The sequence below is a fragment of the Paenibacillus sp. FSL R5-0701 genome (genome assembly GCF_037973995.1).
GTDB lineage: Bacteria > Bacillota > Bacilli > Paenibacillales > Paenibacillaceae > Paenibacillus.
In genome coordinates this window covers 4,883,325-4,906,414 of record NZ_CP150230.1, presented here as the reverse complement: position 1 = coordinate 4,906,414, position 23,090 = coordinate 4,883,325, and the positions used below count along the sequence as shown (strand labels likewise).

Here is a 23,090-nt window from a genome sequence, read left to right as displayed (position 1 = left end):
ATTCGAAAGATACGGTGATTCGTGCAAACGCAGCGAAGAAGACGAAATTGTTACCGAAGAAGCGAAGCGCTCGCCTTTATCCCCGGATTTTCCCTTTGAGAAAAGGGAGTTCAAAAAAATCTGGGGATAACAGCGATCAGAGGAACAATTCGTCGCCGTAGCGTCTCCTTTGCACCAAACCTAGTTTTCAACTAACTATGAAAGAAGTGGATCTACCTTGCCATCAGTTACACTCGAACGCAGTCGCAAAAAGCGGCTTGAACATGCACATCCATGGATATTTAACAATGAAATTGCCTCTGTTGACGGAAACCCGGAGCCGGGAGATCTGGTCAATATATTGAATCATCAAGGTCGCTATCTGGCGACAGGATATTACAATCCCGCATCTCAGATCACTGTAAGAGTTGTAGCGTATCAACCGCTTGAGTCCGAACAGATGGACACCGCGTTTTTTGCAGCGCGTTTCCGCGATTGCTTGCGTCATCGGGAACGTTTTATCCAGGATGGAGAGGCATACCGCCTCGTTTACGGCGAAGCTGATTTTCTACCAGGCTTGATCGTTGACCGATTCGGCAGCATCCTCGTTGTACAGTTGCTTACACTTGGCATGGAACGTTGCCGTGAAGCCATCGTACAGGCACTCATTGAAGTAATGCAGCCGGAAGGCATATATGAGCGCAGTGATGTCTCGATTCGTGAACTGGAAGGTTTGGAGCAGACCAAAGGTCCACTGTACGGAGATTGCCCAAGACATGTCACGGTTACAGAGAATGGACTACTCATTAAAGTGGATATCGTGGAAGGGCAGAAGACAGGTTACTTCTTCGACCAACGCGAGAATCGTGCAGCGATCGAACCGCTCATGAAGGGTTGGGGCTACAAGAGTGGAATCACACTACAAACGACCGAGCAGGATGGCACACAGCAGATGTTGCCTGTGAATAAAAGCGGTAAGGTAGTTACATTCCCTTATTGGGACGGTGCCACCGTACTGGAGTGTTTCTCACACACGGGAAGCTTTACGTTGAATGCTTGCAAGTATGGAGCCAAGAAAGTGACTTGTCTAGATATTTCGGAACATGCCATTGAGAGTGCACGAACAAATGTGGAGCTTAACGGTTTCACCGACCGGGTCGAATTCGTAGTTGCTGATGCATTCCAGTACTTGCGTGAACAAGTGAAAGGGCTGGATGAACGTACCGCACGTGCACGTGCAGGCGAACAGAAAGTGGATACATCCAAAGCGCTTGCAGCTGGCGGTAAAACATTTGATGTGGTCATCCTTGATCCTCCTGCATTTGCCAAAACGAAATCAGCAGTCAAAGGTGCATGCCGTGGATATAAGGATATCAACCTGCAAGGAATGAAACTGGTCAATGAGGGCGGATATTTGGTAACAGCCAGCTGTTCGTATCACATGCGTCCTGACCTTTTCCTGGATACGATTGCCGATGCAGCCGAAGATGCAGGCAAAGTGCTGCGTCTAATTGACTGGAAGGCAGCAGGTAAGGACCACCCGCAAATTTTGGGCGTGGATGAAGGACATTACCTGAAATTTGCTATTTTCGAAGTGCGCAGTAAAAAGAATTAGAAGAGTCTCGTTTTACTTTTTTTAATTTCTCGTGAGATAAAGTGAAGTTTAAATAAATGATACTTTTGGCAAAAAGTCCACAGTGTGATAGCTGCGGGCTTTTTGCTGTTTGGCTGTGTTAACGGAGATGATCTCCGTTTTTACCGGATAGTGGCAAACGTATGTTCCGAACCAAGTCAAATATGTTATACTGGGAATTAAAATCTTGTACGTGTAGTTTGGAGGATTAGACATGTCCGTTCGTTTTGTTATTGGCCGGGCAGGCAGCGGCAAAAGCTCGCTGATTACCCGGGAAATTACAACCTTGCTTCAACAAGAACCGCAAGGTAAACCTTTGATTTTACTCGTTCCAGAACAGAGTTCCTTTCGAACAGAGCAAGCGTTGGTGTCTTCTGGAGCAATTAAAGGTACGATGCGTGCAGAAGTGCTGGGCTTTCGCCGTCTAGCCTATCGCGTAATGCAGGAAGCAGGCGGTTCTGCTCGTATTCCGATCGGAGCCGAAGGCAAAAAGATGCTGCTCTACAAAGTAATCCAGCGCCGTAAGGAAGAATTGAAGCTGTTTGGTGCATCCGGCAGCCAGCTGGGTTTTATAGGCGAATTAAATGAGTTATATAGTGAATTTAAACGTTATGAAGTTGATCCATCATTGCTGGAAGACGGGCTGTCTGGAGAGAATACCTCATCCACTTCGCCGATTCTGGAGGACAAGTTGCATGACTTGAATCTGATATATCGTGACTATGAACAGGAACTGACCCATTTATATATTGATGATGAAGACACGTTGACTGAGCTGACAGATCGTTTGTCGGAAAGTGCATTGCTGCAGGATGCCCAGATCTGGATTGATGGTTTTCAGGGATTCACACCACAGGAGATGAGTGTGATTGGTCGACTGATGTTGCAGTCCTCTTCCGTGACGATTGCACTGACATTGGATCGTCCTTATGATCACGGCGCACTGCCTGGGGAACTGGAACTGTTCTATCCCACGGCAAGTGCCTATGCGCGCCTGAAAGGGATGGCTGACGAACTGGGTATACCGAGCGATATAACCGTGCTAGATTCGGAGATTCCACCGAGATACAAGGATCGTCCGGGACTTGCTCATCTGGAGGCTGGTTTCGACCGGCGAATTCGTTGGAAAAGTGAAGGCCTTGATTCCGGAATCCGACTGGTTGCAGCGGAGAACCGACGAGCTGAGATGGAGGGGGCACTGCGTGAGATGCGGCGTTTGGCGCAAAACGAAGGTGCGCGTTATCGGGATATGGCGGTACTTGTTCGTCAGTTGGATACCTACGCCGATATAGCTGAACCTCTATTCAGGGATTATGACGTACCCGTCTTTCTGGACCGCAGAAGAAATGAACTTCATCATCCATTATCCGAGTTTATCCGTTCCGCATTGGATATTGTTCGTCGCCACTGGCGTTACGAGGATGTATTTCGCTGTGTCAAAACGGATCTGCTGCTTCCGCGTGATGGTTCCATCACTCGTGAAGATATGGACCAGCTTGAGAATTATGTACTGGCTTGTGGTATTCACGGGTATCGCTGGACCGACGGCAAACCATGGAAGTATGTACCAAGCCTGTCGCTGGAAGACAACGGTCAGGATGGCCGTAGTCGAGGACGGGACCAGATGCTTTCTTTAATGGAGAACTGCCGAACGGTCATTACAGATTCCTTGGGTGTTTTTGAGAAACGAATGAAAAAGGCAAAGACAGCCAAAGCCCAGTGCGAGGCACTATACAGACTGCTGGAAGATGCTGAGATTCCATGGAAGCTGGAGAATATGTCTGCTGAAGCTAAAGCTCAGGGGGACCCCGAACGTTCGAGAGAACATCGGCAGATGTGGGGAGCTGTGCTGGATTTATTGGATCAGATGGTCGATATGATGGGGAATGAACGGCTGGATATCACGCTGTTTGCCGGGATGATCGAGACCGGATTGACGGAACTGAAGCTGGGTCTGGTACCACCGGCACTTGATCAGGTTTTGGTGGGTTCCATGGACCGTACACGACTTCAGGACATCAAATACGTATTTATCCTTGGCGCCGTTGATGGTGAATTACCCGCCGTACCTCAGGATGATGGCTTATTAACGGAACTGGAGAGAGCGTTACTGACGGAACGTGGCATGGCGCTTGGACCAGGTGCAACAAGGCAGATGCTGGATGAACGTTTCCTGATCTATACGGCACTTACAGCCGCAAGCAGCCAGTTGTGGCTGAGTTACCCGGTTGCTGATGATGAGGGGAAAGCACTGTTTCCTTCCGAGATTGTCCGCCATGTACGGAAGATGTTTGGTTTACAAGAACAGCCATTACTCGCTCAACCACCGGTTGCGAACTCTGAAGAAGCGCATTGGTCCTATGTCACCCATCCAGGTCAGAGTCTGTCTGCGCTCATTGGACAATTGCGCAAATGGCGCCGCGGAGAAGACATCCCTGAAATGTGGTGGGCGGTCTACAATTGGCATGTATCTCGAGAGACAAGCAGACCTCAGCTGGAGCGGTTGATGGGATCGATCTTTTATCGTAATCGGGCATTGCCACTACGTACAGCTACCAGTCGCAGATTGTATGGCACAGAGGTGAGGACGAGTGTTTCGCGAATGGAGCGTTTCGTCGCTTGTCCGTTCTCCCATTTTGCTTCGCACGGGTTGCGTCTCAAAGAACGGCAATTGTACCGCCTTCAGGCTCCTGATATCGGACAACTGTTTCATGCTGCACTTAGCCAACTGGCTATGCGGTTGCGTGAAGAAAATCGTAGTTGGGGCAGCTTGACTCCAGACCAATGTCGTCAGGAAGCCGAGCAAACCGTGGAGCAGATTGCACCACAGCTGCAAGGGGAGATTTTGCTAAGCACCAAGCGATACGGTTATATTTTCCGCAAATTGAAGGACATCGTGAGCCGGGCATCCGTTATTCTCGGTGAACAGTCCAGACGCGGAAGTTTTGAACCGATTGGATTGGAGCTTGATTTTGGACCGGATAAAACGTTGCCGCCACTACGTTTTGAACTGGAAAACGGCTGTGTGATGGAGATCGTGGGTCGGATTGACCGTGTGGATGTCGCAGAAGGAGAGAATGGTCTGCTCCTGCGTGTCATTGACTATAAATCAAGCCAAACGGACCTCAAGCTTCATGAAGTGTATTATGGTCTGTCATTGCAGATGCTCACCTATCTGGAGGTGCTGCTTAGTGCTGCCGAGGAATGGCTTGGAGAAACGGCGATGCCGGGAGGAACGTTGTATTTCCATGTGCATAACCCGCTGTTGCAATCTGCAAATGGCATGACATCGGAGCAGGCCGGACAAGAACTGTTGAAACGGTTCAAAATGAAAGGTTTGCTGCTCGCGGACTTGGATGCAATCGCACAAATGGACAACACCCTGGATAAGGGGTATTCAGCGATTATTCCAGTTGCTCTTAAGGCGGACGGAAGCTTTTATAGCAGCGCCGCTGTAGCTACGCCAGAGCAATGGGATACGCTGCTTGCTTCGGTTCGCAGTAATATCCGCGAGATTGGTACCCGGATTACGGATGGGGATGTGGCCATTGAGCCTTATCGTATTCAGCAGGAAGTGGCGTGCACGTTCTGTCCGTATAAACCTGTTTGTCAGTTTGATGAGAATATTGAAGGAAATGAATATAACCTGTTGTCCAAACCGGGCAAACAGCAAATCTGGGATATGTTATCTCACACCAAGGGAGGGGAAACATCATGACGAATATGCCAAAACCGGAAGGAAGCTTCTGGAGTGATGACCAGTGGAGTGCCATCTCGGAAAGCGGAGAAGACATCCTTGTTGCCGCAGCTGCGGGATCAGGCAAGACAGCCGTGCTGGTTGAACGAATTATTCGCAAGATCGCAGATCCCTCCCAAGGATTCAGTGTGGATCGTTTACTTGTAGCCACGTTTACCAAAGCGGCCGCCGCCGAGATGAAACAACGGATTCGGGAAGCGCTGGAACGTGCGCTTGAAGAACGGCCTGGAGAAGAGCATCTGCGTAAACAGCTGTCGCTGCTTGGACGGGCATCTATTACAACGCTGCATTCATTCTGTATGGAAGTCATTCGCCGTTATTATCAGCAAATTCCGTTGAACCCGGCTTTTCGTATATTGAATGAAAATGAAGCGGAAATCATGCGCCAGGAACTGCTTGAAGAACTATTTGAGGAAAAGTATGGCGAAGAAGATGAAGGTAGTACATTCCGCGAATTGGTCGACTGGTTCAGTGGAGAACGAAATGATGATGCGATGCATCGACTGGTGCAACGATTGTATGATTTCTCCCGCAGTCATTCCTGGCCGGATCATTGGCTCTCAGAGATGGCATCTGCTTTTCAGGTGGAAAGTGTGGAGGCACTTGGACATTCAGCATGGGTTCAGAGTATTTTGCGTGATGCGGCTCTTGCTTTGAGTGGTGCAGCAGGACTACTCCGTCAAGGCATTCATATTTCCATGCAGCCTGAAGGTCCGGCACCTTATGCAGATACGTTAAAAGAAGATCTGGTGATGGTGGAAGAGCTGCTGTCTGCGGTTGAGATTATGCCATGGGAGAGGTTGCCTGAAGTGTTTCAACCCGCTGCATTTGGCAAACTGAAACCCTGCAAAAAGGATCAAACGGACCCGGCTTTACAGGATCAGGTGAAAGAACTCCGTGAGGCTGCGAAAAAGGCAGTTACCGACCTGAAAGGTTCATTGTTTGGAAGAAGTGCTTTTTCGTTCTGGCAGGAGCTGGAGCAAGCGGCACCACTCATGCAGGAACTGTCGAGGCTGGTTAGTACATTTGGAGAACGTTATCGACAGGCCAAACAGGAACGGGGGCAAGTTGACTTCAGTGATCTGGAGCACTACTGCCTTCACATTTTGCGACATGAGGATTCAACGCCTGAACTGTCGATGCCTTCCGATGCGGCTATGGAGTACCGTTCGCGATTCGATGAAGTGTTGCTTGATGAATATCAGGACACCAATACGGTTCAGGAAGATATCGTGAAGCTCATCTCCAGAGAAAACCCGGGTAACCGATTCATGGTCGGTGATGTCAAGCAGAGTATTTATCGTTTCCGGTTGGCCGAGCCGGGATTATTTATGAACAAGTATCGCCAGTATGGAGCAAGCGCACGTGAGGATGGAATGGTGGAAGATCGTCTGTATCGTACAGGTCAACGTATTGATCTTGCACGGAATTTCCGCAGTCGTGCGGAAGTCGTGCATTCGGTCAATATGTTATTCCGGCAACTCATGAACGAAGGTGTGGCAGAGATTGCTTACGATGAACGAGCGCAACTGGCATATGGGGCTACGTTCCCGTCAGAGACGCTTGGCGATGAGGCGTATACACCTGAACTCATGCTGATCGATCGTCAGGGTGGTGGTCCTGATCTGACAGAGAGTACGGATGAGAATGGGGATGCATCGATCTCCGCAGAACTGGAGAGTGCCGAGCTTGAAACAGCCCAGTTGGAAGCGAGGGCGATCGCAAGGCGTATTCGTGAGATGGTTGGGGATACGGACAAACCTGCCCTCCATGTATATGACAAAGCCCTGCAAACGATGCGCCCGGCACGTTACGGTGACATGGTCATCTTGTTGCGTTCAACCTTGATGTGGGCTCCGCTCATGATTGAGGAATTCAGACAGCAGGGAATTCCTGCTGGAGGAGAACAGAGCAAGGGCTACTTCCAGGCTACAGAAGTGGAAATCATGATGTCTCTGCTTCAGCTTGTTGATAATCCAAGGCAGGATATTCCGCTTGCTTCCGTGCTTCGTTCTCCGATTGTCGGACTGGATGAAGAGGAACTGGCACAGATTCGGCTTGGTGACAAAAGACAGTCATTCTATGATGCGGTTGTATCTGCTGCTGGTGAATGGAACAATTCCTCCACTAATGCCGTACCGCAATCCCGTCAGGATAACGATCCTGATTCCAATATCGTCCAGTTACAGTGGCCGGAAGCCTGGTCAGAGATGGAACAGGGACAGCGGGAGACAGCAGCTTCAGTCGAGGCAGAGATCCTGGAGAATGGGTATGAATTCGATGTGCATACAGGGCATACAGATGGAATGCAGGATGCTGGTGTTACTGGACATGTAAGTGAGGATCTGGGCATAACGGAGATCTCAGGCTCGGAGTTACAGCAAAAATTAATTCGTTTTATGCGTCAATTGGAGCAGTGGAGACTTGAGGCAAGACAAGGCAGTCTAAGTGAACTGATCTGGCGTATGTATCGGGAAACCGGTTATTTGGACTGGGTTGGTGGTCTTCCAGGAGGACTGCAACGTCAAAGTAATCTTAAGGCATTGTACGATCGCGCACGACAATATGAGGAATCAACTGCGAATCGCGGCTTGTTCCGTTTCCTGACCTATGTTTCCAGACTGCGGGAAAACGGGGGAGACCTCGGGACTGTAACAAGTAGTTCTGGGGAGCAGGACAACGCCGTACGTATCATGACGATTCACCGGAGTAAGGGTTTGGAGTTTCCAATTGTCTTTGTCGGTGGCATATCCAAGATGTTCAATCAGCAGGACTTGAACGCACCGTTTCTAATGCATAAGGAACTGGGATTTGGTCCGAGGTTTGTGGATCGTGAGAACCGGGTTGCCTATCCTACATTAGCCAATCTGGCGATTCGTCGTCGTGCGCAATTTGAACTGCTTGCTGAAGAGATGCGTGTGCTGTATGTTGCGTTGACCCGTCCCAAAGAGAAAATGATTTTGCTGGGTACTGTAAAAGATGCCGCGAAAAAAGCGCTCGCGTGGTCTCAGGTCAAGGACAGCCCTGAACTGGCATTGCCAGACTATCTGCTTGCTGCTGGACGGAGTTACCTGGACTGGATTGGACCATCCCTGATGAGACATCCAGATGCGGTTGTGCTGCGTGAACTTGCTGGAAGCAATGATTCGTTCTCAGCTTGTCTTGCAGATGATCAATCACGATGGGCAATCTCTATTATTTCCGCCGATCAGGTGTCCCGTGACCATGTGGTGGATCAGACACTCGGAGAAGAAGACGGGATGACTGCGGTTCGGAAAGAGCGAATTGCTGCACTAAAAGCGGTTCAACCCGTGAAGTTGGTTACATCTTCAACGGTAGAAGAGCTGACGAAGAGTGCACAAGATACGGCTAACCAAAACATTGAAGATGAAGGTGCCGATACAGTAGCTCTTCAACTAGAGGAGACAGAACTGATCCACGAGGTTGATCAACGGCTTTCATGGACGTACCCCTACGAAGCAGCAACTCAAGTAGCAGCCAGTACATCTGTCACGGAGTTGAAAACGTTACTTGCGATGCAGGATATCCAGTCCGTAGAGGTGATGGAGGAACTGGGAGAACAGTCCGAGAAATTATTGGCTCACAACACCCCAGGAATCAATTACACCAAAGATGAAGCAGGCCATGTACTACGTGGCGTATCCGATGAATTTAACGAGCGCGAGACTGGATCAGGGTCAGATTCAAACCCTACGGTGAACGTTCCGGATGCGGGATCTGTGGGTACGTCTTTCAAACTGCACCTGCGTCGTCCGAAATTCATGGAGGCAACGCAGCTGACAGGGGCAGAACGGGGGAATGTGTATCATACGTTGATGCAGCATCTTCCTATAGATGGATCATCCGTTGATTCACAGCTTATTGAACAGACGATTGAGCGGTTGATTAAGCTTCAGATTTTGCTGCCCCATCATGCTGCGGCTATCGAACCTGAAGAACTGGCCGGATTTTTCAATACAGAACCAGGGAAAGAATTATTGCGTGCAAAGTGGGTGAAACGGGAAATTCCGTTTGTGTATGGACTTCCGGCACATCAGTCTCCAGTGGAATGGCTACATGAACGGGCGACGAACTCAGATATACAGATGTTAAAAGAAGATAGCAAAATGCAGGCAACGATTGAAAATGAAACCGTGCTTGTACAGGGGATTATCGATTGTCTGTATGAGGTGGACGGCGAGCTTGTCTTGCTTGATTACAAGACGGATCGGGTATTGGAGCATCGTGGTGGTTTGGGTGAACTCACCAAAAATTATCGCTTCCAGCTAGATCTGTATGGACGGGCCATTGAAGATATATTGGGACGGAAAGTTGATCGGAAATGGCTGTACTTTTTTGATGGTGGACATGCAGTGGAATTGTAAAAGAACTGGATCGGAATTGTAAACCATGGATTTCATATGGGAGAGGGGTGGAACGGACGATGCGTATTTTGCATACAGGGGACTGGCATTTGGGAAAAACGCTTGAAGGACGAAGCCGACTGCGTGAACAGGAAGATTTCGTTGATGAACTCGTCAGGTTGGCTGATGAGCAGCAGGCGGATGCCATATTAATGGCTGGAGATGTGTATGATTCGGTGAATCCTCCCGCAGCGGCGGAACAACTTTTTTATGAAGCGGCAGCGCGTCTGACGGAGCATGGAAGACCCCTCGTGGTGATTGCAGGAAATCATGATCAGCCAGAGCGGGTGGCTTCTGTGACTCCGCTTGTGAACAGACAGGGCATCACACTCGTAGGCATGCCTACTTCAGAAGCAGTAACCATCCATGCACAACGTACCGGAGAGATTGCACAGATTGCCGCATTGCCTTATCCTTCTGAAGCCAGATTGAATGAACTGCTGACAACAGATGGGGATGAAAATGTGCTTCGTCAGGCATATAGCCACCGGGTGGGCATGTTAATGCAGCGTCTGGCAGCTTCTTTCCGCCCGGATACCGTGAACTTGGCCATGAGTCATATCTATGTGCTCGGCGGTCTTGAGAGTGATTCGGAACGTCCGATTCAGATCGGTGGGGCCTACACGGTGGACCCTTCGTCTTTATCGACAGGTGCGCAATACACGGCACTCGGGCATCTTCATCGTGCACAGGCTGTCAAAGGAGACGGTGTGATTCGATACAGCGGTTCTCCTCTCGCTTACAGCTTCTCGGAAGCAGGGCAGAGCAAGTCTGTCACGATGGTTGATCTGGCACCGGGCGGAGCTGCACAGGTAGAGGAAGTTTTGTTAACATCCGGGCGTCCGCTTGTGCGTTGGCAGGCCCGTGGTGGTCTGGCAGAAGTATATCGCTGGCTGGATGAGGGACGTGATCCACAGGCTTTTATTGACATGGAAGTGTGGCTGGACGAGGCGATGTCCCTGAAGGAGATTCAGCAGCTGCGAAAATCACATGAAGGTATCATTCACATACGCCCCGTGTATCCCGAGATGGCTGCAGCAGGACTTTTGGAGCAACGATCGGAACTGCCGGTCCACGAACTGTTCCGTAAATTTTATCAGCGTCAGACCGGTGGTGCACAACCGGAAGACAGCCTGGTACAGCTTTTCCTAGAACTTGTGGATGAAGACGAGCCGGGAGTGCGTGAGGAGGTCGAGGAAAGATGAAGCCGATTCTATTAAAAGTTGCCGGACTGCAAAGTTATCGGGAGATGCAGGAGATTGATTTTACCGTGCTTACAGAGACGGGGCTATTCGGTATTTTCGGTCCAACGGGTAGTGGTAAATCTTCCTTGCTCGATGCCATCACACTCGCCATGTATGGAAAAGTGGAACGTGCTGTGAACGGGACGCAAGGCATTATGAATCATGCAGAGGATTCGTTGTCGGTTGCTTTTACATTTGAACTGATGTCGGCGGAAGGCACTCGGAGGTTCCGGGTAGAGCGACGTTTCAAACGAAATAATGAAGTGTCGGTGAGTAACACGATCAGCAAATTCATAGAGACGGTCAATGGCGAAGAACAGGTACTTGCCGACAAATTGGCAGATGTGAATCGCTGTGTTGAAGATGTGATCGGTTTGAAGATGGATGATTTTACACGGGCAGTGGTGCTTCCGCAAGGGAAGTTTGCCGAGTTTTTGTCACTCAAAGGCAGTGAACGTCGCCAGATGCTGCAACGCTTATTCCATCTGGAGAAGTATGGGGATCGGCTGGCCATCAAATTAAGCCGTCGGGTCAAGGATAATGATATGGTTCACCAATCTCTCGCTGCGGAGCAACAGGGACTGGGCAATGCCAGCAAGGAGACGCTGGAAGAAACGAAACGTCTTCTTCAAACCGCTGTTCAGCAGTCTGCATTATCCCGCAAAGCGCTGGATGAAGCTGCAAAGGAAGCTGAACAACTGGGCAAAATTCGTGAGTTAAGTAACGAACGGCATGCCCGTACGGATGAACAGCAGAAGCTTAAAGCGCTGGAACCGCAGGTCGAGGCAGGCGAACAACGGCTGAAACAATCCGTTGCGGCAGATGCAATACTGCCTGCATTGCAGACGGTTCGAGATGCCACGGCTACACAGAAACAGCGGCAGGACACTGCCGAGACAGCTCATCAGCAAGCACTGGAACATGAGCGTCTGGCTGTTCAGGAAGCGGAGAAGGCTGAGACGGCACGCAAGCAAATGACTGAGGAAGAACCGAAACTTTTGCTGCGCCTGGAGCAACTCGAACAAGCGAAAGAGCTGCAACGTGAACGGGACGGACTTCAGACCGATTGCTCGCGCCTCGCGCAGTTGCTGGAACAGGGGCAGAGCGAACAGACTGCGCTGGGACAGCAGCTTGAGAAAGAAAAGGAATTGCAACAGCGTGGACGCAAACGGCGTGAGGAACTACAGGAGAGCCTTAAGCCAAATGAAGTGAAGTCAGAGGAACGCAGGCAACTTCAAGCTGCACTTGAACTGAAACATCGTGTGGATACTGCCGCGGAGCAGTTGCAACAAAATAAGGCTGACATGCAGGCCTATAAGCAATCGGCAGAACAGGGAGCCGACAAGCTGAAGGCGGCGGCTGAGGAAGAAAAACGCCTGAGTGATCAGCGTCAGCATCTGGTAGAACAGGCGTCAGCAGGTCTTGAGGCCTTGCTTGCCTGTGAGCAGGACATCAGTCGCGAACAGAGCCTGCTGGCTCTAGCGGAGGAACAGCTGCGTGGCACAATGCGTGAGCAGGAGCTGCACCGGCTGTCCTCCGCCTTGCGCGCCGAGCTGCGTGACGGCGAGCCATGCCCGGTGTGCGGCTCGCCGCACCACCCGCTCCCGGCTGCGCCGCCGGGAGAAGGTCCGCACGCAGGCGATGCGGACCTGGAACTGCTGCGCAGCCTGCACGCGGAGCTGCAGGAGCTGCGCTTTGGGCTGCGCCAGCAGCTGCACGAACGTCGCAGCCTGCTGACGCAGCTTGGCGCTGCGGCCGGCGAAGCTCCTGCCGCAGCCGAGGCCGCGCCTGCGGCAGCGGAGCCCGAGCCCGCCGGGTCGCCCGAACACGGGCGCTCCCCGGCAGGCTGGGCATCGCGTGCCGCTGCGCTGCGCGAAGCCGCGCAGGCGCTGGCTGCCGCAGCAGCGCCGCTCCAGGCCGAAGCCGCCGCGTTGCAGCAGGCGGCTGTGGGCGCGCAGCAGCGCCGCATGGAAGCGGCAGCTGCGCAAGAGGCCGGCCGTGCCGGGCTCGCCCAGGCGGAGCGCAAGCTGGCCGAGAGCGAGGCCGCAGCGGCTGCCTTGCAGGGCCGCTGGGCCGCGGAACTGCCGGGCATCGCTCAGGAGGAGGCCAAGGCCCTCTATCAGGCGATGCAGGAGCGCGATGCGCGCGCCGAAGACATCAAGGAACGTCTGAACAAAAGCGTGACGTTCCTTGAGGAAAAAGACCAGATCATTCAATCTCTTCAGCAGAAGCTGGTCGAATTGGACAAACAACTGATTCAGTGGCAAACGCAGTGGCAGGGCAATAGCAAACAACTGGCCGAGAAGGAAGAACGCTTGCGTCAGTGGGTTGGGGAGCTGCGGGTAGAAGACCTGATTGCTGCGGCTCAGGCTCGTCTGGATGGACTGCGGAAAATAGCTTCGGACTCGGCACAACGCTTCAAAGAAGCGGACACGCTGAAGCAGGAATCAGCCAAAAGAGACGTTATGGCTCAACAGGCAGCCGCCTCGGCAACAGAGCATCTGCAACAGGCACAGGAGCGGTGGAAGCAATTGCTGGAACAATCCCCGTTTGACTCGGATGATGCTGTTGTATCCGCGGCAATTCCTTCCCAGGAAGCAGAACGACTGGCAGGAGAGATCCAGCAGCACCGTGAACGTGAGCGTGAACTGGCATCCCAATTGCGTGAACTGGAACAAAAGCTGGGTGGTGCTGCCGTATCGGAGGAACAGTGGTTAGCGTGCACCGAACGATTGCAGCAGGTCCGGACTCAGGATGAGGCTGCCCTTCGTGCCAAAGCACGTGCAGAACGTGATCTGGAGGATGTGGAGCAGCGACATGTTCGCTGGACCGAACTGGAGAACAAGCGGGTGGAGGTAAGCCGTCAAGGCGAACTGCTCAGCAAACTGCAATCCGCGTTCAGAGGCAATGCTTTTGTCGAGTATATTGCTGAAGAACAACTGATGCAGGTTAGTCATGCGGCATCTCAGCGTCTGCGCTTCCTGACCAAACAGCGTTATTCACTGGAGGTGGATTCCGGTGGTGGTTTTGTGATTTGTGATGATGCCAACGGGGGAGTCAAACGACCGGTATCAACGTTGTCAGGTGGCGAGACGTTTTTGACTTCGTTGTCACTGGCTTTGGCACTGTCAGCCCAGATTCAGTTGCGAGGTCAGTACCCACTTCAATTCTTCTTCCTGGATGAAGGGTTTGGTACACTTGACCCTGAGCTGTTGGATACCGTCATTACGTCTCTGGAAAAACTGCATGACGACCGATTGGCTGTTGGTGTAATCAGTCACGTACCTGAACTGCGTGCACGCTTGCCGCGCAAACTTGTGGTGATTCCGGCAGGTGAGGCCGGAAACGGCTCACGTGTGGTCTTGGAGACCCTGTAGAGGGCAATGTGTAAGCAATATAGATCATAGAAGCGCCTCTAATAGTCCAAGCAAAATGAATAATAGAGGTTGTTCAAAAAGTCCGCTTTTGATTACGAATGGTGCCTAGGGGGCATCATCAACATCGAATATGGAATTCAGCCGAAATAAGTAGGGGCTTACGAAGGTTGTTTCCTTCGGAAACATTGCGGTTCTCACGTAGCTCTATCTATGCTCCGCTACTCCATTTCTAGCTTTATCCCGTCTTTTTGGTACTGAAAACCGCCCTTTTTAAACACGCACTATTTCCGAATGTTATTTATTGTAAAAATATTTCTTTTCTTGCTTGTACAACATAGCGGAGTGAGTTACATCACAGATACAGGTTCATCTCGCTGTTATACTACAGTTAAGCCGACAAACTTTATTTAAGTACCCCGGCGGACATCTGATCAGGACGTTTCCTGAATAGATGTCCGCGCAGCAGACTTCCAAGGAAGCCGCTCACGGGGTGCTTCTTTTTTTGTGTTTCTCGTCAGTAGTGTCAATTCGCCCAGTTCTGAATACCATGAAAAGGTGATCAAGAGCAGAATCAGGGAGGCGTTGGCAAGTGGAAAAAGTGGAAGCAAAGAAAATATGCAAGGAACACATGCACCGTTATGTATGTGTACAGATGAGTGACGGTATGCACTACGATGGCATTATGGAAAATGTGGATGACGAAATGATCTACCTGGCTGTTCCCGTTGGACCGGAAGCCATGGTGAATCATGCGAACTGGGCTCCAAATGCAATGCCGGGAGCAAACTATCCGATAGGTCATACTCGCGGATTTTATCCAGGTTACGGCTACCCTACACCTTATCCGTATTATGGTTATGGCCGTAGACGTTTTAACCGACTGGTGCTCCCGTTATTTGCGCTTACAGCGTTAACCCTTTTACCGTACTATTGAAATTAGAAAAACAGTCATAACTGCAAGTGACACATTCTTATGTACCCTATGGGCATCCTATGAAAATCCTCGAAAATAACTAGCTGAGGATGGATGTTTCATTCATGGTACCGTACAGCATGAATTAGAGAGGTCTTATCACATACGGAGTCTCAGCCTGATGTATCGCAACAGTCTTTGCAATACAACTGGCAACATACCGAATATCCAAAAAGGTCATGTCTGTGCAGAAGCAAACTTCTGTAAGGCATGACCTTTTTTTGAATCTAATTAGTGTAAGGTCGATGATGAACGGATGGCAAATAGCTTCTATTTAAACCTGCTTAAATCAGAAGCGGGCCTTAACGTGTCCGTAGCAGCAAGCAGCTTACTGCATCCTGAATAAGCGAGAACGTGCCCATGTGCGAGCAACGATCAAGACAACGAAAAGCTTTAATTCTCTATTCCGATTAAAAGCTTCGCTTTGGGTGGGATCGATGTTGTTCTCTTGCCCAGGATTGGAGGAGCAAAGCATGATGTGTGAGTGCTGACGAATCTGAGGCATCTTATTCAAAGCTTTGAAGCGCCCTCAGAATTTTAAGGAATCTGATACACGTTATAACCGGATAAACAGCCGCTTTCAGCATTTTTTTGAGGTTATTTCGGGAAAAACGTGCCTGATGTTCCTTATAATTTCAAATTTGGCCTGAACGCCAAATAAGATGCCCTGTGTTCCTTGGAAAATCGTCCATCGTCCACTACTCCTTCTCCAAGATCAGCCAGCATGGACTTCAAAATGCCCTCAACTTAATGCAGATTTCAAATCCTCAAGTAAATCCTCAACATCCTCGATCCCAACGGAGATACGAATCAAACCATCCGTGATCCCCAATTCTTGCCGACGTTCATAAGGAATGGAGGCATGCGTCATTCGGGCAGGTACAGAGATTAAACTTTCCACCGCGCCCAGACTTTCAGCCAATGTGAAATAACGGACTTTGCTTAACACGTCATCTACTTTTTCAGCACTACCTACATCAAAGGAAACCATACCGCCGTATCCTCTCGCTTGCGTGGAAGCAAGCTTATGCTGTGGATGGTCGGGCAGTCCGGGATAATAAACTTTACTCACTGTTGGATGCTGATTCAGAAATGTCACAAGCTGCTCTGTATTGCGCTCTTGCGCTTCCATCCGCAATCCTAATGTTTTAAGACCTCGCATTAACAGCCAGGAATCCATAGGTCCCAGGACTGCGCCAATTGCATTTTGAATAAAATGCAGATCTTCACCAAGTTGCTCGCTGTTGACAACCGCAAGTCCTGCCACGACATCACTATGACCACCGATATATTTTGTTGCAGAATGCAGTACAATATCTGCCCCCAAAGCCAGCGGGGTTTGCCAATAAGGCGTACTAAACGTGTTGTCTACAATGAACAGCAATTCATGTTGTTTCGACCATTTCGCTACAGCAGCAATATCGGTGACCTTGAGTAACGGATTGGTAGGTGTTTCTACATAAATGGCCTTTGTATTGGATTGCAAAGCCTGTTCCAGTGCTTGTAGTGAGGTGGTATCTACAAAGGTAGATTCGATCCCCAGACGATTCAGCACCTTGGTGAAAATGCGATAGGTCCCGCCGTATACGTCATCCGTCAGAATGACGTGATCTCCAGTTTTTAACAGAGAAAGTACAGCGTGAATTGCAGCCATGCCCGAACTAAAAGCAAACCCTCGAACGCCATCCTCCAGCTCTTTAATGACTTCTTCCAACGCATGACGGGTAGGGTTGCCCGTACGTGAATACTCGTATCCTTTGTGTACGCCAACCGATTCTTGCTCATACGTGCTCACTTGATAGATCGGTACACTCACTGCTCCAGTGTGTGGATCACCAACAACACCTGCATGAATCAGCTTGGTTTTTGGTTTCATTTCATTGTCCTCCATTATAGATATTTTGGCTTAAATACCGTTCGCTGCTATCCGGGAAAATAACAACGATGTTACTTCCGGGAGCTGCGTGAACAGCTTCGTTTAATGCGGCTTGCATAGTTGCACCTGAGGAACTTCCTACCAGTAAGCCTTCCAACAAGGCCAGATCCTTGACCCGCTCAAAGGCATCTTCATCTGAGATCGTATGAATGGCATCAAAGTAACTCACATCCATAAAAGAAGATAATGTTTCGACCCCTATTCCTTCTGTACGATGTGGTCCCGATGGACCTCCTGCCAGAATGGAACCTTCGGGTTCTACGATACATGTTTTAATTAACGGGTTTTGCTCCTTCAAAAAGCGAGATACCCCCATGAAAGTTCCGCCAGACCCGGCTCCGGCGACATATACATCCACCTGCCCGTTCAGATCACGCCAAATCTCAGGGCCCAGATGTTCATAATGTGCGAGTGGGTTATCCGCATTGGAGAACTGACCTGGAATATACGAACCTGGTATTTCTTTCGCGAGCGATTCCGCCTTGCGTATGGCACCAGTGATTCCTTCGGATGTGGGTGTGTTGACGACCGTAGCACCAAGGGCTTTCATCAACAGTTGCTTCTCAACGCTGAACTTCTGAGGTACTGTGAAAATGACCTTTAAATTCAGGCCTACAGCCGCCATTGCAAGACCAATTCCTGTGTTGCCTGCGGTAGCTTCGATCACCGTTCCACCTGGCTTAACATCTCCTCGTGCCAAGGCCTTCTCCAATAAATACTTGCCGATCCTGTCTTTCACACTTCCTCCGGGATTCATGAATTCCAGTTTGGCGAACAGGCGGATTCCTTCCGGTAATGGATAACGAGTTAATTCAAGCAGTGGCGTATTACCGATAAGTTCCTGTACATGTTGATAAACGGTCAAATTAACCAATCTCCTTTTGTGTGTCATTAACCATACATATTTGTTTAATTGGGAAAAGTGCGTGATAAAACCATATTTCAATAAAATGGCTTGGTATACTTCCAATGTTGTAAAGTGTTTGGCTCGATGATAGATGGAGAGTTGACCTGGAATGCCTGGTTGTGTGTCTAGAGATTGGACGTGGGTTTTTACTTCTAGTATGATAGAAGGGAATACATACACTGGAATACAAAGGAGGGTATGAACTATGGATTGCTTATTTTGCAAAATTGTAGAGGGCAGCATTCCCTCCAATAAAGTACTGGAGAATGACCATGTTATCGTTTTTCATGACATCCAGCCCGCTGCACCGACACATGTTCTTGTCATTCCTAAGAAACATATTGCTTCCATGAATGAAGTTACTGCAGAAGATCTGCCATTGATCGGCGAGATTCATCTGGCTGCTCAAGAAGCGGCGAAGCGTCTTGGCGTGGAGGAAACGGGATATCGCTTAATCAATAATTGTGGTAAGGATGGAGAACAAACCGTTCATCATCTGCATTATCATTTGTTGGGTGGTACCAGACTTGGCGTGTTGACAAGTCTGTCCGATTCTCACAAATAAACGAGCTAATGGGTACTAATATTGAGGATTTAGTCATATGCATTAAATCCACGAATGTGTGACCAAATGCTTATATAATGAATTCATTTCATAATACCTTTGAGTTATAAAATGGATTCAAATAAGTGATCATTACATTGAGGTTGACACCTTTATTATCTTTCGCCTATAATGTAAGATGATGAACCGTGTTATTGCTCTTGGACGGTCTGGTCGGAGGGAGGGAAAACTGGTGTCTGAAACTAAAGTTCGCAAAAACGAGACTATTGATGCTGCACTTCGTCGTTTTAAACGCTCCATCGCTAAAGATGGCGTATTGGCTGAGGTGAAGAAACGTAAGCATTATGAGAAGCCAAGCGTAAAGCGCAAGAAAAAGTCCGAGGCTGCTCGTAAGAGAAAGTTTTAGGAGGATTTTAACTACATGAATCTTAGCGAACGATTGAACGAAGATATGAAGCAAGCGATGAAGAGTAAGGACAAGTTCAGACTCTCCAACATTCGGTTGATTCGTTCGACGATCAAGAATCTTGAAATAGATTTGAAAAGAGATTTGGATGACAACGAAGTGCTTGATATCCTGAGTCGTGAAATCAAACAGCGCAAAGATGCCCTCCAAGAATTTGACAAAGCGGGCCGTGAAGATCTCGCGGCAAATGCAAAAGCGGAAATTGAAGTACTCATCCAGTACCTTCCCACACAGCTTACCGAAGAAGAAATTAAAGTTATTGTACAGCAGACCATCCAGGAAACCGGTGCTTCTTCGAAAGCCGAGATGGGGAAAGTCATGGCGGCCCTTATGCCGAAAGTTAAAGGCAAAGCGGACGGCAAACTGGTAAATCAAGCAGTTCAACAATTTCTGCAATAAAGCAAATCAATAAACACCTTCTGACTTGTCAGGAGGTGTTTTTTCCATTTATCTGAAGGCATGATGTCTTTGGGATGACAGAATTCCTTTTTAATGGTTAATATATATTATTATGGTTTTTTATTCTTGCAATTGATTGAGTTTTCAAATATAATTTTAAGATTTTGAAACGAAATGTTGCATTGCACGTAATAAATACCATAAGCTGGACAGTATAACATTAATGGAAAAGGGGGGACTATTGTGAAGGGAAAGCGCCGGAAGAAGCTTACGGGGCCATTGATGCTCTTAATGCTGCTGACGCTGTTGCTTCCTGTCTGGATTGGATCACCGTCAGCGCATGCAGCTGAGAAGAGTGGCGCCGTATATATTATTCCGGTTGATAAACCAATCGAGCAGGGACTTGGCAAGTTCATGGAACGCGGGTTCAAACAAGCAGAAGAGATGAATGCTGGCCTGATCGTTCTTGATATCAATACGCCGGGAGGCCGTGTCGACACTGCAGAAGCATTGGGTACCCTGATCAAGGACAGTCCGATTGAGACTGTTGCATTTGTTCGTGGAGATGCTGCTTCAGCCGGGAGTTTTCTGGCTCTGAATGCAGATAAGATCGTAATGTCACCAGGCAGTATGATTGGTGCGGCAGCAATGGTGGACAGTACGGGTAAACATGTTGATGATCCAAAGCTTGTTGCATTCTGGAAAAGCAAAATGCAGGGAGCAGCTGAGATCAGTGGTCGTGATGGCAAGATTGCAGCTGGAATGACGGATGTTAACATGGTTGTGGAAATGCCAGAGATTAATAAAACCAAGCAAAAAGGTGAGATTATTGCTCTCTCTGCTGAAGAAGCGCTGAAAGTCGGTTATGCCGACCACATCAGCAACACACCGGAAGAAGCGGCAGCTTGGGCAGGTTACAGTCAGGATGACGTATTTAAGGTAGAACGGACGACAGCAGAGAACATCTCATCCTTTCTTACCAATCCGGTTGTCATGACCATATTGTTGTTCCTCGGAATCGCAGGTGTGGCCATTGAATTGATCGTTCCTGGGTTCGGAGTACCTGGTATTGTCGGTATCGTATGTTTTGTCCTGTATTTCTCAGGAAATTACGTTGCCGGTTTTGCAGGAGCAGAGACGTGGGTATTGTTCACTGTTGGACTCATCTTGATGATTCTGGAGATGTTCATACCAAGCATGGGTATTTTGGGTATTCTGGGATCAATTGCGCTTGTTGCAGGTGTTGTGAGGGCTGCTTATGATACGAGTGATGCATTCGTATCCTTGGGAATCGCTTTCGGAGCAGCATTGGTAGTGATTGCGATTATCGCAGTACTGTTTAAAGATCGAGGGATATGGAATCGATTCATACTGAGTGACAGTCTGTCCGCTGAGCGTGGATACTCATCCGCTACCGAGCGTAAAGAGTTGATTGGACTGCAAGGCATTAGTCTCACACCGCTTCGACCTTCTGGAACAGCGATGTTTGAAGGAGAACGAATTGATGTTGTGACAGATGGTGATTTCATTCCGGTTGACACCCCGATTATTGTGATTAAAGCGGAAGGTACCCGGATTGTGGTTCAGCAAGCATTACCGGTGTAACCCGCTCTGTTGTCGAAGCGGATTAACGCTTCGGCAATGTACATAACTACGTAGCTGAAGCTGCCAGCGAGGTGGTGCATTCTTTAATTTAGCAGCAGACTCGTGAATGTCTTCTCAAATGTTTTTATCAAATTCAAATTGCAAATGGAGGAAATTAAACAATGGAACCAACTATGATTACGGTTTTGCTCATTGCGGTAGTTGCCATCATCGTATTGAGCGTATTCTTCAGCTTTTTCCCGGTCATGCTCTGGATCTCGGCAATTGCATCCGGTGTGCGTGTTAGTATTATTACACTGGTTGCGATGAGACTCAGACGTGTAACACCTAGCCGAATCGTAAATCCGATGATCAAAGCCACTAAAGCAGGTATTCAATTGTCGATGAATCAACTGGAAAGTCACTTCCTGGCTGGTGGTAACGTTGACCGTGTGGTTAACGCTCTGATCGCTGCCCAGCGTGCAAACATTCCACTTGAATTCGAACGTGCTGCTGCGATTGACCTTGCTGGTCGTGACGTATTGCAGGCGGTTCAAATGAGTGTTAACCCGCGTGTTATCGAAACGCCTGTTGTATCTGCGGTGGCAAAAGATGGTATCGAAGTCAATGTTCGAGCAAGAATTACAGTTCGTGCAAATATCGATCGACTCGTTGGTGGTGCTGGTGAAGAAACAATCATTGCCCGTGTCGGTGAAGGGATCGTAAGTACCAACGGTTCAGCAGAAACGCATAAAGTGGTTTTGGAAAATCCGGATCTGATCTCTCGTACAGTCTTGTCCAAAGGGTTGGATTCTGGAACTGCCTTTGAGATCCTGTCCATTGATATTGCGGACGTGGATATCGGTAAAAATATTGGTGCTTTCTTGCAAACTGAGCAGGCGGAAGCTGACAAGCGAATTGCTCAAGCCAAAGCGGAAGAACGTCGTGCGATGGCTGTAGCACAAGAGCAAGAGATGAAAGCACGCGTTGTAGAGATGAGAGCGCGCGTTGTTGAGTCTGAATCCGCAGTACCACTTGCAATGGCAGAGGCTTTGCGTAGTGGGAAAATTGGTGTGATGGACTACATGAATCTCAAAAATATTGAAGCAGATACTCAAATGCGCAATACATTGGGAAAACCTGGTGAAGGTTCGAATTCCAACGATCAGGGTGATTCCAAAAACGGAAGATAGGCGGTGAGTGCATATGGGCCTATTCGAATGGATTTTTGATAACTTGTACATTGTAGCTGTTGTCGGTTTTGCGCTCTTCTCATTCTTGGGGAAAGCTGCCAAATCGGCTGATCCAAACAAAAAGCGTCCTGCCAGCGGGATGCCTACGTTTGGAGGCGGCGGTGATTCAGACCGGGAAGAACGCTCAAGAGACAATTCATCTCCGCAGCAGTCTTCCGGACATACTGATCCCCGTTATGATGAACAGTATGACGATCGGTACGAAGACGAACAATATGAGAATCAGTATGGTCAGCCATATTCGGAGCCTGCTGCTTCTTCTAGCACAGCCAGTAACCACAGAAGTGAGAGTTCCTCAAGAGAAACGGAAAGCTCGCTTGAGCAACAAATGAAAGAAGTGGAACGACAGGAGCGTTTGATTCAAGAGAGATTAAATCGCTTCTCTTCTGCAAATAAACCTGTTGTGTCTGATTCCAGTTGGGATATACCCAACACCGATGAATCGGGAGCATCTCCGCTTCGCCCTGCCGATATTCGTACAGGTGTGCTGTGGGCAGAAGTACTGGGTCCTCCTCGTTCCAAACAGCCGTTTGGTACAAGAGGGAAACTGTAAACAAGTCTTCATAATGAACAGAAAAATAGAGCCGTCTCTG

At 49.1% G+C, this 23,090-nt stretch carries 14 protein-coding genes; 12 read left to right on the top strand and 2 right to left on the bottom strand.

Annotated elements, in window-relative coordinates:
- Positions 1-217 precede the first annotated feature (217 nt).
- The 6 genes from MKZ13_RS21685 to MKZ13_RS21660 all read left to right on the top strand — a co-directional run bounded on the left by MKZ13_RS21685 (position 218) and on the right by MKZ13_RS21660 (position 15,348).
- The gene (locus MKZ13_RS21685; protein WP_339178066.1) at positions 218-1,594 is read left to right on the top strand and encodes a class I SAM-dependent rRNA methyltransferase; all 1,377 of its coding nucleotides are present in this window, start codon (positions 218-220) and stop codon (positions 1,592-1,594) included.
- Positions 1,595-1,826: 232 nt separating this feature from the next.
- Complete coding sequence (gene addB, locus MKZ13_RS21680; protein ID WP_339178063.1) at positions 1,827-5,330, top strand: helicase-exonuclease AddAB subunit AddB; 3,504 nt, start codon at positions 1,827-1,829, stop codon at positions 5,328-5,330.
- Positions 5,327-9,754 (top strand): helicase-exonuclease AddAB subunit AddA, encoded by a 4,428-nt coding sequence (gene addA / locus MKZ13_RS21675; protein ID WP_339178060.1) that lies wholly within the window; start codon positions 5,327-5,329, stop codon positions 9,752-9,754. Before addB ends, addA begins: the two co-directional genes overlap by 4 nt.
- Before the next feature lie 59 nt (positions 9,755-9,813).
- On the top strand, positions 9,814-10,998 hold the full coding sequence (locus MKZ13_RS21670) for an exonuclease SbcCD subunit D (protein ID WP_339178058.1): 1,185 nt from the start codon (positions 9,814-9,816) through the stop codon (positions 10,996-10,998).
- Complete coding sequence (locus tag MKZ13_RS21665; protein WP_339178055.1) at positions 10,995-14,414, top strand: SMC family ATPase; 3,420 nt, start codon at positions 10,995-10,997, stop codon at positions 14,412-14,414. Before MKZ13_RS21670 ends, MKZ13_RS21665 begins: the two co-directional genes overlap by 4 nt.
- A 589-nt stretch (positions 14,415-15,003) precedes the next feature.
- Positions 15,004-15,348 (top strand): hypothetical protein, encoded by a 345-nt coding sequence (locus tag MKZ13_RS21660; RefSeq protein ID WP_237174357.1) that lies wholly within the window; start codon positions 15,004-15,006, stop codon positions 15,346-15,348.
- 781 nt (positions 15,349-16,129) lie between these two features.
- On the opposite strand, the gene MKZ13_RS21655 is transcribed toward MKZ13_RS21660, so the two are convergent.
- Positions 16,130-17,263, bottom strand: coding sequence for a bifunctional cystathionine gamma-lyase/homocysteine desulfhydrase (locus tag MKZ13_RS21655; protein WP_339178053.1), 1,134 nt, complete (start codon positions 17,261-17,263; stop codon positions 16,130-16,132).
- A gap of 1 nt (position 17,264) precedes the next feature.
- Positions 17,265-18,188 carry a cysteine synthase family protein gene (locus tag MKZ13_RS21650; RefSeq protein WP_339178050.1) on the bottom strand — a complete coding sequence of 308 codons (924 nt, stop codon included), beginning with the start codon at positions 18,186-18,188 and terminating at the stop codon, positions 17,265-17,267.
- Between the two features lie 247 nt (positions 18,189-18,435).
- On the opposite strand from MKZ13_RS21650, the gene MKZ13_RS21645 reads away from it, so the two are divergent.
- The 6 genes from MKZ13_RS21645 (at position 18,436) to MKZ13_RS21620 (ending at position 23,050) form a co-directional block, all read left to right on the top strand.
- Entirely contained in the window at positions 18,436-18,795 is a 360-nt protein-coding gene (locus MKZ13_RS21645) for a histidine triad nucleotide-binding protein (protein WP_024628477.1), read from the top strand.
- A 232-nt stretch (positions 18,796-19,027) separates the two neighbouring features.
- A complete protein-coding gene (gene rpsU / locus MKZ13_RS21640; protein ID WP_005547957.1) occupies positions 19,028-19,201 on the top strand; it encodes a 30S ribosomal protein S21 in 174 nt (57 codons plus the stop codon).
- A 15-nt stretch (positions 19,202-19,216) separates the two neighbouring features.
- Positions 19,217-19,660: a GatB/YqeY domain-containing protein gene (locus MKZ13_RS21635; RefSeq protein ID WP_017687237.1), complete on the top strand. Its 444-nt coding sequence runs from the start codon at positions 19,217-19,219 to the stop codon at positions 19,658-19,660.
- 282 nt (positions 19,661-19,942) lie between these two features.
- Positions 19,943-21,265 (top strand): NfeD family protein, encoded by a 1,323-nt coding sequence (locus MKZ13_RS21630; protein WP_339185430.1) that lies wholly within the window; start codon positions 19,943-19,945, stop codon positions 21,263-21,265.
- A 161-nt stretch (positions 21,266-21,426) separates the two neighbouring features.
- Positions 21,427-22,437 carry a flotillin-like protein FloA gene (floA, locus tag MKZ13_RS21625; RefSeq protein ID WP_339178046.1) on the top strand — a complete coding sequence of 337 codons (1,011 nt, stop codon included), beginning with the start codon at positions 21,427-21,429 and terminating at the stop codon, positions 22,435-22,437.
- Positions 22,438-22,450: 13 nt separating this feature from the next.
- On the top strand, positions 22,451-23,050 hold the full coding sequence (locus MKZ13_RS21620) for a hypothetical protein (protein WP_339178043.1): 600 nt from the start codon (positions 22,451-22,453) through the stop codon (positions 23,048-23,050).
- Positions 23,051-23,090 lie beyond the last annotated feature (40 nt).